The organism is Streptomyces sp. NPDC006552 (assembly GCF_040611655.1).
In the GTDB taxonomy this organism is placed as follows: Bacteria; Actinomycetota; Actinomycetes; order Streptomycetales; family Streptomycetaceae; genus Streptomyces.
Map to the genome: position 1 here is coordinate 12,298 of NZ_JBEXOS010000036.1, position 12,717 is coordinate 25,014.

Sequence of the window (12,717 nt, forward strand, 5' to 3'; positions counted from 1 at the left end):
GGCGCCCTACCGGGGCAGCACCACGACGTACGCCGCCGGATCGCGGTCGACCGCGGCCATCAGCGCGGTCCGCACCACCACCGCCTGCTGCTCCAGGGACTCGCGCAGCTTCCTCGGCGTCAGGTGCACGACGCTGATCCCGAGCCGCTCCAGGTGCTCGCGCTTGCGGACGTACGCGCTGAACACGTCCGGCTCGTCCGGCCGCGGTGTGCGGGTGTCCAGCTCCACGGCGACCGCCTGGTCGGGCCAGAACGCGTCGACGCCGCCCAGGTGCGGGCCGCCGGGCAGCCGCAGGTCCACGTTCCACAGCGGGTCCGGCAGCCCGTACTCGCGCACCATCGCATACAGCCGGTCCTCGGCGATCGCCCGGCCCTCCGCGAGCAGCGAGTCCACGGCGTCCACCACGTGCGGCCGGGTGAGCAGCCGGGCCAGCGTCAGCTCCCGCACCACGGCGGCCGGCTCGCAGTGGCCGCCGCGCACCGCCTCGGTCAGCAGCCGGCGCACCGCGCCGGCCTCGGTGAGCTGTCCGATCGCGTCCGCGAGGGCCCGCGGCACCGGCGCGACCGGAACGCCCGACAGCTGGACGGGGTCCGGCAGGCCCGTGGCGCGCACGAGCCGGGCGAACTCGGTGGAGCGCAGCCGCCGGGTGCGCGGCACCAGGACGTCGATGTGGCCGAGCGAGGGCAGCGGGGGAGCGGAGACGAACCCGTGCAGGGCCAGCGCCGCGAGCCCCGTCACCAGGGCGTCGGCGCAGGGCGGGGTGGGCGGGCCGGGTGTCCGGCCGGCGGGCTGCGCCGGGACGCCGCCCGCCGCGTGCCGGGCGCCCGGGGTCCGGCCGGCGTACAACAGCACGGCGTGCAGCCGCTCCTCGCTCGTCGGCGGGCCCGGGTGGAGCAGGAACACCCCGGGCAGCAACCGCTGCCAGGGCCCGCCGGCCCGGCACTGCTCCTGGGCCGCGGCGGCGGTGACCCCGTGCGCCTTCAGCTGTCCGGCGCTCATGACGCGCCGCTGGGACTCGACGAGATGACGGAGGGGGCGGGGGGACAGGGGCGCCGGGGTGTTGTGGTTCATGACCCGGACCTTCCCGGACAGAAGGCCCCCGCTAACCGCTGTTACAAGCGCGTTGCTCAAACCGGACAAGTTCGCCCTAAAGTCCGGGTGTCCGGCTGCCGAAAGGGCCTGGCGGCAGCCGGGTTACGGCCAGTCATACCCACATTCCGTAACACCCGTGCCACGCCCCGGCGCCGGGCTCTCGTCAACCCGGCGCCGCGTGTTCACCCTTGTCAGGCCGCCGCCGCGGCGTCACACGCCTGCCCGCGCAGCGCCCGCGCCAGATCGTCGCGGGCCTCCAGGACCAGGCGCCGCAGCGCCGGCGCGGCCCCGTCGTGCGCGGCGAGCCACGCGTCGGCCTGCGCCAGCGTCTGCGGCGAGTCCTGGAGGGCCGGGAACAGCCCCCGCACGACGTCCATCCCGATCTGGATCGACCGCTCCTGCCAGACGCGCTCGATCACCGCGAAGTACTTCTGCGCGTACGGCGCCGTCAGCTCCCGCTGCGACGGCTGCTGGAACCCGGAGATGACCGCCTCCACCAGCGCGTTCGACAGCGCGTCCGACTCCACCACCTGCGCCCACGCCTGGGCCTTCACCGCCGCCGAGGGCCGCGCCGCCAGGCATCGCACCTGGTGCCGCTTGCCGGACGCGGTGTCGTCGCGCGCCAGCTCCGCACCGAGCACCGCCTCGTCCGCGACGCCGTACGCGGCGAGCGTGTCCAGGAACGCCCAGCGCAGCTCCTGGTCGACCTCCAGGCCGTCGATCTTCGCGGTGCCCGCCAACAAGCCCTCCAGAAGCTGGAGATCGGCCGGGCCGGACGCGACGGAGGTGAAGAACCGCGCCCACGTCAGCTGGTGCTGGCTGCCGGGCCCGGCGATCCGCAGCTCCCGCAGCGCGCCCTCGGCGAGCAGCCGGCCGCCCTCCTCGCGCCACTGCGGCGCCGCGTAGTGCGCGAGCGCCGAACGGGCCCAGGCGTGCAGCATCTGGAGCACCCCGATGTCCGACTCGCGCCCCGCGAACCGCAGCACCAGATCGACGAAGTCGCGGGCCGGCATGAGCGCGTCCCGCGTCAGGTTCCACAGCGCGGACCAGCACAGGGCGCGGGCCAGCGGGTCGGTGAGGTCACCGAGCCGCTCGCGCAGCGTGGCCAGCGAGGTCTCGTCGAAGCGGATCTTGCAGTACGTGAGGTCGTCGTCGTTGACCAGCACCAGCTCCGGCGCCTCGGCCCCGGCCAGCTCGCCGACCACGGTCCGCGGCCCGTCCACGTCGACCTCGGCGCGCGCGTACCGCTCGAGGGCGCCCTCGGCCGTGCGCCGGTACAGGCCCACCGCGACCCGGTGCGGGCGCAGCTCGGGGTGGGACTCGGCGGCCTCCTGGAGCACGGCCAGCTCGGTGATGCGGCCCTCGGCGTTCAGCACGGTCTGCGGGGTGAGGGAGTTGACCCCGGCCGTCTGGAGCCAGGAGCGCGACCACGACGTCATGTCGCGCCCGCTGGTCTCCTCCAGGACCGACAGCAGGTCACCGAGGCGCGTGTTGCCGTAGGCGTGCCGCTTGAAGTAGCGGCGCGCGCCCTCCAGGAAGGCGTCGCGGCCGACGTAGGCGACGAGCTGCTTGAGCACGCTCGCGCCCTTGGCGTACGTGATGCCGTCGAAGTTGAGCTTCGCGTCCTCCAGGTCGCGGATGTCCGCGGTGACCGGGTGCGTGCTCGGCAGCTGGTCGGCGCGGTAGGCCCACGCCTTGCGGTTGTTGGCGAAGGTGATCCAGCCGTCCGTGAACCGGGTCGCCTCCACCATCGAGAACGAGCCCATGAAGTCCGCGAAGGACTCCTTCAGCCACAGGTCGTCCCACCACCGCATGGTGACGAGGTCGCCGAACCACATGTGCGCCATCTCGTGCAGGATCACGTTGGCCCGCCGCTCGTACGACGCCTGCGTGACCTTGCCGCGGAAGATGAACTCCTCGCGGAAGGTGACCATGCCCGGGTTCTCCATGGCGCCGAGGTTGTACTCGGGCACGAAGGCCTGGTCGTACTTGCCGAAGGGGTACGGGTAGTCGAAGTGCTCGTGGAAGAAGTCGAGCCCCTGCTTGGTGACGAGGAAGACGTCGTCGGCGTCGAAGTACGGCGCGAGCCCCTTGCGGCACATGGCGCCCAGCGGCACGACGAGCTTGGAGCCGTCCGCGAGGACGCGCTCGTAGGTGTCGGTCACGTAGTGGTACGGACCGGCCACCACGGCGGTGATGTACGTCGAGATCGGCTTGGTCTCCGCGAACTGCCAGACACCGTCGATCAGCTCACCGGCCCCGTTCGACCAGACCGTCCACCCCTCGGGCGCCCGCACGCTGAAGCGGTAGGGCGCCTTGAGGTCCGGCTGCTCGAAGGTGGCGAAGACGCGGCGCGCGTCGGCGGGCTCGTACTGGGTGTAGAGGTAGACCTCGCCGTCCTCGGGGTCGACGAAGCGGTGCATGCCCTCGCCGGTGCGCGAGTAGGCGCACTGGGCGTCGACCACCAGCTCGTTGTCCTCGGCCAGGTTCTCCAGGTGGACGCGGCTGCCGTCGAACACGGCGGCCGGGTCGAGGTCCTCGCCGTTCAGGGACACCGCCGTCACCGACGGCGCGACGAGGTCGACGAAGGTCGACGCGCCCGGGTCGTCCGCCCGGAACCGGACCGTGGTCACGGACCGGAACGTCCGCGGTCCCTCGCCGCCCGCCGCGCCGACCGCCGACCGCAGGTCGAGGGCGACGTCGTACCCCTCGACGGACAGCAGGCCCGCGCGCTCGCGGGCCTCGTCGCGGGACAGATTCTCTCCGGGCACGGCGGCACTCCTTCGTGACGGTCTCATGTGGCCAGTCCGGGCCCTCGTGGGGCCGTTCGAACGCCTTTGATCCTCGCACGCGGCCCCCGCGGCGGACATCCGGGAATGCGGCCGGCGCGGGTCGCGTTGGCGCAGGCGAGACCACTCGGTGACTTCTGAGGAGAGCCATGTCCACTGTGGACGAGAAGACCCCCGTCGACTTCTGGTTCGACCCGCTCTGCCCCTGGGCCTGGATGACGTCCCGCTGGGTCCTTGAGGTCGAGAAGGTGCGCGACATCAAGGTCCGCTGGCACCTGATGAGCCTCGCCGTGCTGAACGAGCCGCGCCTGGACGAGCTGCCCGAGGAGTACCAGGAGATGATGCGCACCCAGGCCTGGGGCCCGGTCCGCGTCGTCATCGCCGCGCAGCAGGAGCACGGCCCGGAGGTGCTCGGCGACCTGTACACGGCGCTCGGCACCCGCATCCACAACCGCGGCGAGGGCCCCACGAAGGAGGCCGTCGCCGGCGCCCTCGACGAGGTCGGCCTGCCCGCCTCCCTCCTCGACCACTGGGACGGCACCAAGTACGAGGAAGAGCTGCGCGCCTCGCACAAGGAGGGCATCGACCTGGTCGGCCAGGACGTCGGCACCCCGGTGATCGCGGTCCCCGGCGCGGACGGCAACCAGGTCGCCTTCTTCGGCCCGGTCGTCACCCCTGCCCCCAAGGGCGAGGAGGCGGCCAAGCTCTGGGACGGTACGCTGCTCGTCGCCTCGGTCCCGGGCTTCTACGAGCTGAAGCGCACGCGTACGCAGGGCCCGGTCTTCGACTAGTCGTCTCGTCCTGGCCGTCTAGTCGTCGATGTCGGCGGGCAGGCGCAGTCCCTGCCACGTCCTGAGGTGCCGGCGCACCGTCCGGCACCCGGCCGTGGCGCACCGCCAGGCCGCGTGGATGTCCGCCGGGCTCATCCCCTGGGCCGCCAGGACGGCCTCCTCCTTCGCCTTCAGCTGACGGAAGGGCCGGGGGCCGCCGCCGCACGTGGGGCACGCCCACTCCATCCATGCCGCTTTCACCATCCGGTCACGGTCCCGCGGAATGGCGCATACCGACAGACCCCGCGAGTCACGTCCTCGCGGGGTCTGTCGTTTTTTCCGCCCGCCCGGCGTGAAAGGTGAGAAGACGATCACGAGGCGGGACGCTTCAGGGGCTCAGGGGGCGAGCAGCAGGGAGTTCACGCGCTCCGTGGCGGCGGCGTACCGCTTGGCGACGTCCTGCCAGTTCACGACCTGCCACATGGCCTCGATGAAGTCGACCTTCTGGTTCTTGTACTGGAGGTAGAAGGCGTGCTCCCAGGCGTCGAAGACCAGGATCGGCGTCGAGCCCTGGCCGACGTTGCCCTGGTGGTCGTAGACCTGTTCGACGATGAGGCGGTTGCTGAGCGGTTCGTAGGCGAGCACGCCCCAGCCGGAGCCCTGCGTGGTCGCCGCGGCCTTGGTCAGCTGGGCCTTGAACTTGGCGAAGGAGCCGAAGGACTCGGTGATCGCGTCCGCGAGGTCGCCGACCCCGTCCGCGGCCAGCGGCTCGCCGCCGCCGCCGTCCTTGGGGCTGTTCATGTTGTGCCAGTAGATGCTGTGCAGGATGTGTCCGGAGAGGTGGAAGGCCAGGTTCTTCTCCAGGCCGTTGACCGCGCCCCAGCTCTCCGTGTCACGCGCCTCCGCCAGCTGCTCCAGGGTGTCGTTCGCCCCCTTCACGTACGCCGCGTGGTGCTTGTCGTGGTGCAGCTCGATGATCTGCGGGTTGATCACCGGCTCGAGCGCCGCGTAGTCGTACGGGAGTTCAGGAAGCGTGTAGATCGCCATGTCGTCCGAGTCCTCCGGCTGCAGGGTGCTGCTGTGCAGAGCTTATTGCAATCAATGTGCAAGTGCAGGCTAACAGCAGCAAGCTCCGGAGTTGATCAGCCCTTCGACCTGGGGCCTGTCTTCAAACTCCCGTCGTCGCCCGCAGCGCGGGGCAGACGGGAGTTTGAAGACAGGCCCTGAGCCGGGCCCGCACGCGTACGGCCCCCGGAGCGGGTGCTCCGGGGGCCGTACGCAGGGACGGGCGCGGTTACTTCGTCGCGGTCAACCGCTGCCGCGCGTAGCCGACGACCGCGAGGAGCACGGTGAGCCCGCCGGCGTAGTAGAGCTGCTCGCGGGTGCCCTCCTCGCGGGCCATCAGGACGAAGACGACCGCCATGCCGGCCAGCGCCACCCAGGTCAGGTACGGGTACGCCCACATCTTCACGACCAGCTTCTCGGGCGCCTCGCGCTCCAGGCGGCGGCGCAGGATCAGCTGCGAGGCCGCGATGAAGAACCAGACGACGAGGATGAGCGCGCCGATCGTCTTCAGCAGCCACTGGAAGATGTCGTCCGGGCGCCAGTAGCTGAGCAGGACGCAGACGAAGCCGAAGACCGCCGACAGCAGGACCGCGATCCGCGGCACTCCGCCGTGGACGCGCCCGAGCACCTTGGGGCCCTGGCCGCGCGCGACGAGCGACCCGGCCATCCGGGACGCGCCGTAGATGTTCGCGTTCATCGCCGAGAGCAGGGCGACGAAGACCACGATCTTCATGATGACCCCGGCGGCCGGCAGGTCCAGGTGCTCCAGCGTGGCGACGTAGGACCCCTTGTCCGGGTCGACCAGTGCCTGGTCGGACCAGGGGATGAGCGCGACGACCACGACCATCGAGCCGACGTAGAACAGCGCGATCCGCCACATCGCCGTCCGCACGGCCTTCGCGACGCCCTGCACCGGGTGCTCGGACTCGGCGGCGGCGATGGTGACGGTCTCCAGACCGCCGTACGCGAAGACGGAGGCGAGCAGCCCGGCGATCAGCCCCTCGGTCCCGTTCGGCATGAAGCCGCCGTGCCCGGTGAGGTTCTCCGTTCCCGGCGCGTCGTTGCCGAGCAGCCCCGCGATCGCCAGCACGCCGATGACCAGGAACGCGACGATCGCCGCGACCTTGAGCGTGGCGAACCAGAACTCGAACTCGCCGAAGTTCTTCACCGCCGAGACGTTGGTGCCGGTGAAGACCAGCATGAACAGGGCGACCCAGAGCCACTCCGGCACCCCGGGCACCCAGCTGTGCGCGATCTGCGCCGCGCCGATCCCCTCCAGTCCCACCGCCACGCAGAGCAGGAACCAGAACGCCCAGCCCGCGGTGAACCCCGCCCAGGGCCCGATCGCCCGCTCGGAGTGGACGGAGAAGGAGCCGGAGGCCGGGTAGGCGGCCGCCATCTCGCCCAGCATGCGCATCACGAGCATCACCAGGGCGCCCGAGATCGCGTAGGCGAGGACGATCGACGGGCCGGCCGCCGCGATGGCGGTGCCGGAGCCGACGAAGAGACCGGCGCCGATCACCCCGCCGAGCGCGATCATGGAGAGGTGGCGCTGCTTGAGGCCGGGCGCGAGCGACGAGGTGTCGTCCGGCTGGTCGCCGGGCGGTGTGCCCGTGCTCTCTGCGCTGGGCCGCGCGGACGTCCGAGACATGAAATGCCCTGTTCAGTAGCGGAGACGGGGGATCGGGTAAGGCTGAGGTAAAGCGGCCACAGTCTGGGCGGCGGCCCCGCTCACTGGGAATACGTTTCCGCTATACGGACACGACGCTCACACCCCGCGACGGCCGTGTCGACGAACGGTGAAGGATCAGCCACGCCGCGCGCGCAGCTCGCGCACGCCCGCGACCGCGAGGACCACGGCGGTCGCCCCCGTCGACCACAGCAGCTGCGGCCGCGCCGTGTCATCGGTCAGCATCAGCCCGAAGACGACGGCCATCGCCGCCAGCGCCGCCCAGGTCAGATAGGGGAACGCCCACATCTTCAGCACGAGCCGCTCGGGGGCCTCGGCCTCCAGGCGCCGGCGCAGCCGCAGCTGCGACGCCGCGATCAGCGCCCAGACGAAGAGCAGCACCGCGCCGACCGAGTTGAGCATGTAGAGGAAGACGGTGTCCGGCCACTCCAGATTGAGCAGCACGGAGACGAAACCGAACGCCACCGACGCCAGCACCGCCCGGCGCGGCACCCCGCCGTCCACCGCGAGCAGCGCCCTCGGCGCCTCGCCCCGCTCGGCCAGCGAGAAGACCATGCGGGAGGAGCCGTAGAGATTGGCGTTCAGGGCCGACAGCAGTGCCACGAAGACCACGATGTTCATGATCTGGCCCGCCGACGGGATACCGATGGAGTCGAGAACGGTGACGTAGGGGCTGATGCCGGCCTGCTGCGCCGTCCACGGCAGCACCGTCACGATGACCAGCATCGAACCGACGTAGAAGAACAGGATCCGGAAGACCGCGCTGCGCACGGCCCGCGCCACCGAGCGCACCGGGTCCTCGGACTCCGCCGCCGCGATGGTCACCACCTCCAGGCCGCCGAACGCGAAGACGACCGCGAGCACCCCGGACACGACGCCCTGCCAGCCGCGCGGCAGGAACCCGCCGTCACCGGTCAGGTGCGTAAGGCCCACCGGGTCGGTGTCGGGCAGCAGCCCGCAGACCGCCAGCGCGCCGAGGACCAGGAACGCGACGATGGCGACGACCTTGAGCGTGGCGAACCAGAACTCGAACTCGCCGAAGTTCTTCACCGCCGCCAGGTTCGTCGCGGTGAACACCACCATGAACAGCAGCACCCACGCCCACTGCGGCACCCCCGGCACCCAGCCGTGGGCGATCTGCGCGGCCCCCGTCGCCTCCACGGCGAGCACCACCACCAGCAGGAACCAGTACAGCCACCCCACGCTGAACCCGGCCCACCGGCCGAGCGCCCGCTCCGCGTGGACCGAGAACGCACCGGACGCCGGCATCGCCGCCGACATCTCCCCGAGCATCCGCATCACGGACATCGCGAGCGCCCCCGCGATCAGGTAGGACAGGACGATCCCCGGCCCGGCGACCGCGATCCCGGCCCCGGAACCGACGAAGAGCCCGGCGCCGATGACGCCGCCGAGCCCGAGCATGGTCAGATGGCGCTGTTTGAGCCCGCCCGCGAGGGGTTCGTCCGGAGCTTCGGCGGGGGTGACGTGGTCGTGCATGGGTGATCGGCCGGCTCTCGGGACTCACAGGCGAATTGGCGGGAACCCACAGTCTCCCCGCCGCCCGCCCCGCACCGCAAAACGGCCCCTGACCGCGCATGCCGTCAGTGACGAGCATCACCCCGTACGAGGTGTACAGATGCCGCTTTGTGCGGAGCCCACCAACACCCGGCCCGCGCCTTTGTCGACCGGCGACCGTGATCGGCCCGGCCGCCCTGGGATAGCGTCACACCGTCCCACCCTGCCCGACCTCACGGTCCTGCGTACCTCGGAGTCCCCATGAGTACCGCCGCAGCAGTCGCCCGCCCGGGCAAGGTCCTGGCCGACCTCCTCCCCGCCTCCCGCACCCGGACCGCCGTGGCCGCCAAGAGCGCGGCGCTGGTCCTCGGCGGCGCCGCCCTCACCGGCATCGCCGCGCAGATCGCCGTCCCCGTGCCCGGCTCCCCCGTTCCGGTCACCGGCCAGACCTTCGCCGCGCTCCTGGTCGGCACCGCGCTCGGCGCCCGCCGCGGCTTCCTGTCGCTGGCCCTGTACGCGCTCGCGGGCATGGCGGGCCTGCCGTGGTTCGCCGAGGGCGGCTCCGGCGCCTCGATGCCGTCGTTCGGCTACGTGCTCGGCATGCTGCTCGCCGCCACCGTCGTGGGCTCCCTGGCCCGCCGCGGCGCCGACCGCTCGGCGCTGCGCACCGTGGGCACGATGCTGCTCGGAGAGGCGATCATCTACGCGGTCGGCGTCCCCTACCTGGCGCTCTCCACCGGCATGAGCGCGACCGCGGCGATCGCCGCGGGCCTCACCCCGTTCCTCATCGGCGACGCCCTCAAGGCGGCCCTGGCGATGGGCGTGCTGCCCACCGCCTGGAAGCTCGCCGACAAGTAGGCCCTAGCCGAGGTCGCAGCCCCTCCGGAAGAGGTTCGCCGGGTCGTACGCGGCCTTCAGATCGGCGAGCCTCTTTCGCGTATCCGCGTCGTACAACCCCTCCGTGCGCTCCCCGCCGCCGAAGGCGAAGTTCAGGGACCGCCCGAGCGAGTACTCGGCCACGGCACCGAACGCCTCTGCCTGATGGGCCCGCGCGGCCTCCTCGGACGAGCCGTCGAGCGGCGACAGGATCCGCAGCAGCCACGCCGCGTCCCGGTGGGGCACCGCGTTCGGCGCGGGCCGCGCCAGGGCGCCGCCCAGGTGGTTGAGCTGGACCACGTGCATCGCGTCGGCGGCCGGCCCGCACCGCGCGAACACCTCCGCGACCGCGTCGGCGTCCAGTTCGCTCAGGAACACGCTGTCCCCGTAGTAGGCGTGCGGGAACTCCGGGTCGTTGTGGATGGTCGGGCTCTCGGCGTACGGCATCTCGCGCAGGGTGTCCGTGACGGCCGGCCCGAGCGCGGCGCGCAGCGGGGCCACGAGCCGCTCGCCCTCCTCGGCGCTCCCGGTGAACGCGACCCGCACCGAGACCACGTACTGCCCGCGCAGGTGCCCCGGCAGCGCGGGCAGGTCCGGGTAGACGAGCGCGGCCACGGACGAGGTGAGCGCGGCCGGCACGGTCGCCGCCCACCGCGTGTACGCCGCCAGCAGGGCCGCGGGGTCGGTGGCCCGGCCGTCATGGGCGAGGAACCCGCCGTACAGCCGGGTCACCGGGACGAGGTCCACCTCCAAGGCGGTCACCACGGCGAGACCGGGCCCGCCGCCGAGCAGGCCCCAGTACAGCCCGGGGTCGGAGCCGGCGGTGACGTGCCGGGCCGTGCCGTCGGCGGTCACCACGTCGAGGGAGCGCACGTGGTCGGCGGTATAGCCGTACTCCCGGGCCAGGATGCCCAGGCCGCCGCCGAGGACGTAGCCGACGGCGCCCACGGTCGGCGCCGATCCGCTGAGCGGGGCGAGCCCGTGCGCGGCCGCCGCCTCGGCGACGGCGCCCCACCGGGCGCCCGCCCCGATCCGGGCGGTGCGGGCCACCGGGTCGACGGTGACCTCGTCGAGGCGGCGGGTGGTGACGAGGACCCCGCCGTCGGTGTCGCCCGGCAGCCCGTGCCCGGTGGCGTGGACGCCGACGGGCAGACCGGCGGCCGCCGCGTACCGCACGGCGGCCACCACGTCGTCCGCGCGGGCCGCCGCGCGGATCACGTCCGGCCGCTGGACGTACCCGGTCTGGAACCCGGCCAGTTCCTCGGCGTAGCCGTCCTGGCCGGGGCGCAGGGTGGCGCTGTCGTAGTCATGCGTCGTCATGGCGGGTACTGTCCCCGCAAAACCTGACAGGTGCCGTCAGCTTTTCCGGGAGTGCTCCCGGCCGGCCCGGGTCAGCGGACCCGCTGCACCCGTTCCCGTACGAACGAGATGGCGACGACGACCACGGCGACCAGCAGGGAGAGCAGCACCTGCTCCCGCCCGGCGTCGTCGGTCAGCATGTAGACCAGCACGAACGAGATCATCGCGATCGTCGCCCAGGTCAGGTACGGGAACAGCCACATCTTCACGACGAGCTTCTCCGGCTGCTCGCGCAGGATGATGCCGCGCATCCGCAGCTGCGTGAAGCAGATGACGAGCCACACGAACAGGGCGACCGCGCCGGAGGAGTTGAGCAGGAAGTCGAAGACGGTGTCCGGCCACTGGTAGTTGAACCAGACGGCGAGGAAGCCGAAGACGACGGAGCCGAGGATCGCGGTCCGCGGCACCCCCCGCGAGGTGGTCCGCGCGAACGCCTTCGGCGCGTCCCCGCGCTGCCCGAGCGAGAAGGCCATCCGGGAGGCGGTGTAGAGCCCGGAGTTCAGGCACGACAGGACGGCCGTCAGCACGATGACGTCCATGACCTGGCCGGCGTGCGGGATGCCGATGGAGTTGAGCGCGGCGACGTAGCTGCCGTCCTTGAGGATCGAGGCGTCGTTCCACGGCAGCAGGGTCAGCACGACGAAGATCGAGCCGAGGTAGAAGATGCCGATGCGCCAGATCACCGAGTTCGTGGCCCGGGTGACGGCCTTCTGCGGGTCCTCCGACTCACCGGCGGCGAGCGTGACGATCTCGGAGCCCATGAAGGAGAAGACGACCATCAGGACGCCGGTCAGGATCGCGCCGGGCCCTTCGGGGAAGAACCCGCCGGCGTCGGTCAGGTGCCCAAGCCCCGTGCCCGGGTTGTCGGAGCCCGGCAGCACGCCGAAGACGGCGAGCAGGCCGACGATCACGAACGCGCCGATGGCGACGACCTTGATCCCGGCGAACCAGAACTCGAACTCGCCGTAGCTGCCGACGGCCGCCAGGTTCACGGCGGTGAGCACGAGCATCACGATCAGCGCCCAGCCCCACTGCGGCACCCCGGGCACCCAGCCGTTGAGGATCTTGGCCCCGGCGGTCGCCTCCACGGCGAGCACCACGACCCAGAAGAACCAGTACAGCCAGCCGATGGAGAAGCCGGCCCAGCGGCCGAGGGCCTGGTCGGCGTAGGCGGAGAAGGAGCCGGAGGTCGGCCGCGCCGCGGCCATCTCGCCGAGCATCCGCATCACGAGGACGACCATCGCGCCGACCAGGGCGTAGGAGATCAGGATGGCGGGGCCGGCCGCGGCGATACCGGAACCCGACCCGACGAAGAGTCCGGCGCCGATGACACCGCCGATGGCGATCATCGACAGGTGGCGGTTCTTCAGCCCGGCCTGGAGGCCGCCCGTGCCGCCGGGGCCGGTGCCCGACCCGGTGGGGTCGCCGGGCGAGGTGTCTTCCGTCGCAAGGGATGACTGCGAGGTCATGAACGGATCCTTAGGTTCTCGGGGTACGAGCCCTGGCATTCAAAGCGCAGAAGCGTCCGGGGTGGAAGACCTGACTCCGGATTGTTGTCTTC

General features: G+C 71.8%; 10 protein-coding genes. 2 read left to right on the top strand and 8 right to left on the bottom strand.

Annotated elements, in window-relative coordinates:
• Nucleotides 1-6: 6 nt before the first annotated feature.
• Both ABZY33_RS21070 and pepN read right to left on the bottom strand, forming a co-directional pair.
• Nucleotides 7-1,071 carry a hypothetical protein gene (locus tag ABZY33_RS21070; RefSeq protein WP_356493141.1) on the bottom strand — a complete coding sequence of 355 codons (1,065 nt, stop codon included), beginning with the start codon at nt 1,069-1,071 and terminating at the stop codon, nt 7-9.
• A gap of 212 nt (nt 1,072-1,283) precedes the next feature.
• Complete coding sequence (gene pepN / locus ABZY33_RS21075; RefSeq protein ID WP_356493142.1) at nt 1,284-3,863, bottom strand: aminopeptidase N; 2,580 nt, start codon at nt 3,861-3,863, stop codon at nt 1,284-1,286.
• A gap of 167 nt (nt 3,864-4,030) precedes the next feature.
• Here pepN and ABZY33_RS21080 point away from each other — a divergent pair, with 167 nt between their 5' ends.
• Nucleotides 4,031-4,672 carry a DsbA family protein gene (locus tag ABZY33_RS21080; protein ID WP_356493143.1) on the top strand — a complete coding sequence of 214 codons (642 nt, stop codon included), beginning with the start codon at nt 4,031-4,033 and terminating at the stop codon, nt 4,670-4,672.
• 18 nt (nt 4,673-4,690) lie between these two features.
• Here the strand turns inward: ABZY33_RS21080 and ABZY33_RS21085 are convergent, their stop codons facing one another.
• From ABZY33_RS21085 to ABZY33_RS21100, 4 genes are all read right to left on the bottom strand, one after another.
• Nucleotides 4,691-4,915: a hypothetical protein gene (locus ABZY33_RS21085; protein ID WP_356493144.1), complete on the bottom strand. Its 225-nt coding sequence runs from the start codon at nt 4,913-4,915 to the stop codon at nt 4,691-4,693.
• Between the two features lie 132 nt (nt 4,916-5,047).
• Nucleotides 5,048-5,698, bottom strand: coding sequence for a superoxide dismutase (locus tag ABZY33_RS21090; protein ID WP_356493145.1), 651 nt, complete (start codon nt 5,696-5,698; stop codon nt 5,048-5,050).
• A 247-nt stretch (nt 5,699-5,945) separates the two neighbouring features.
• Nucleotides 5,946-7,367: an amino acid permease gene (locus ABZY33_RS21095; RefSeq protein WP_356493146.1), complete on the bottom strand. Its 1,422-nt coding sequence runs from the start codon at nt 7,365-7,367 to the stop codon at nt 5,946-5,948.
• Between the two features lie 156 nt (nt 7,368-7,523).
• Nucleotides 7,524-8,903 (bottom strand): amino acid permease, encoded by a 1,380-nt coding sequence (locus ABZY33_RS21100; protein ID WP_356493147.1) that lies wholly within the window; start codon nt 8,901-8,903, stop codon nt 7,524-7,526.
• A gap of 279 nt (nt 8,904-9,182) precedes the next feature.
• Here ABZY33_RS21100 and ABZY33_RS21105 point away from each other — a divergent pair, with 279 nt between their 5' ends.
• Nucleotides 9,183-9,779 (top strand): biotin transporter BioY, encoded by a 597-nt coding sequence (locus ABZY33_RS21105; protein WP_356493148.1) that lies wholly within the window; start codon nt 9,183-9,185, stop codon nt 9,777-9,779.
• A 3-nt stretch (nt 9,780-9,782) separates the two neighbouring features.
• On the opposite strand, the gene ABZY33_RS21110 is transcribed toward ABZY33_RS21105, so the two are convergent.
• Nucleotides 9,783-11,117 carry an FAD-binding protein gene (locus tag ABZY33_RS21110; protein ID WP_356493149.1) on the bottom strand — a complete coding sequence of 445 codons (1,335 nt, stop codon included), beginning with the start codon at nt 11,115-11,117 and terminating at the stop codon, nt 9,783-9,785.
• A 71-nt stretch (nt 11,118-11,188) separates the two neighbouring features.
• A complete protein-coding gene (locus ABZY33_RS21115) occupies nt 11,189-12,625 on the bottom strand; it encodes an amino acid permease (RefSeq protein WP_356493150.1) in 1,437 nt (478 codons plus the stop codon).
• Nucleotides 12,626-12,717 lie beyond the last annotated feature (92 nt).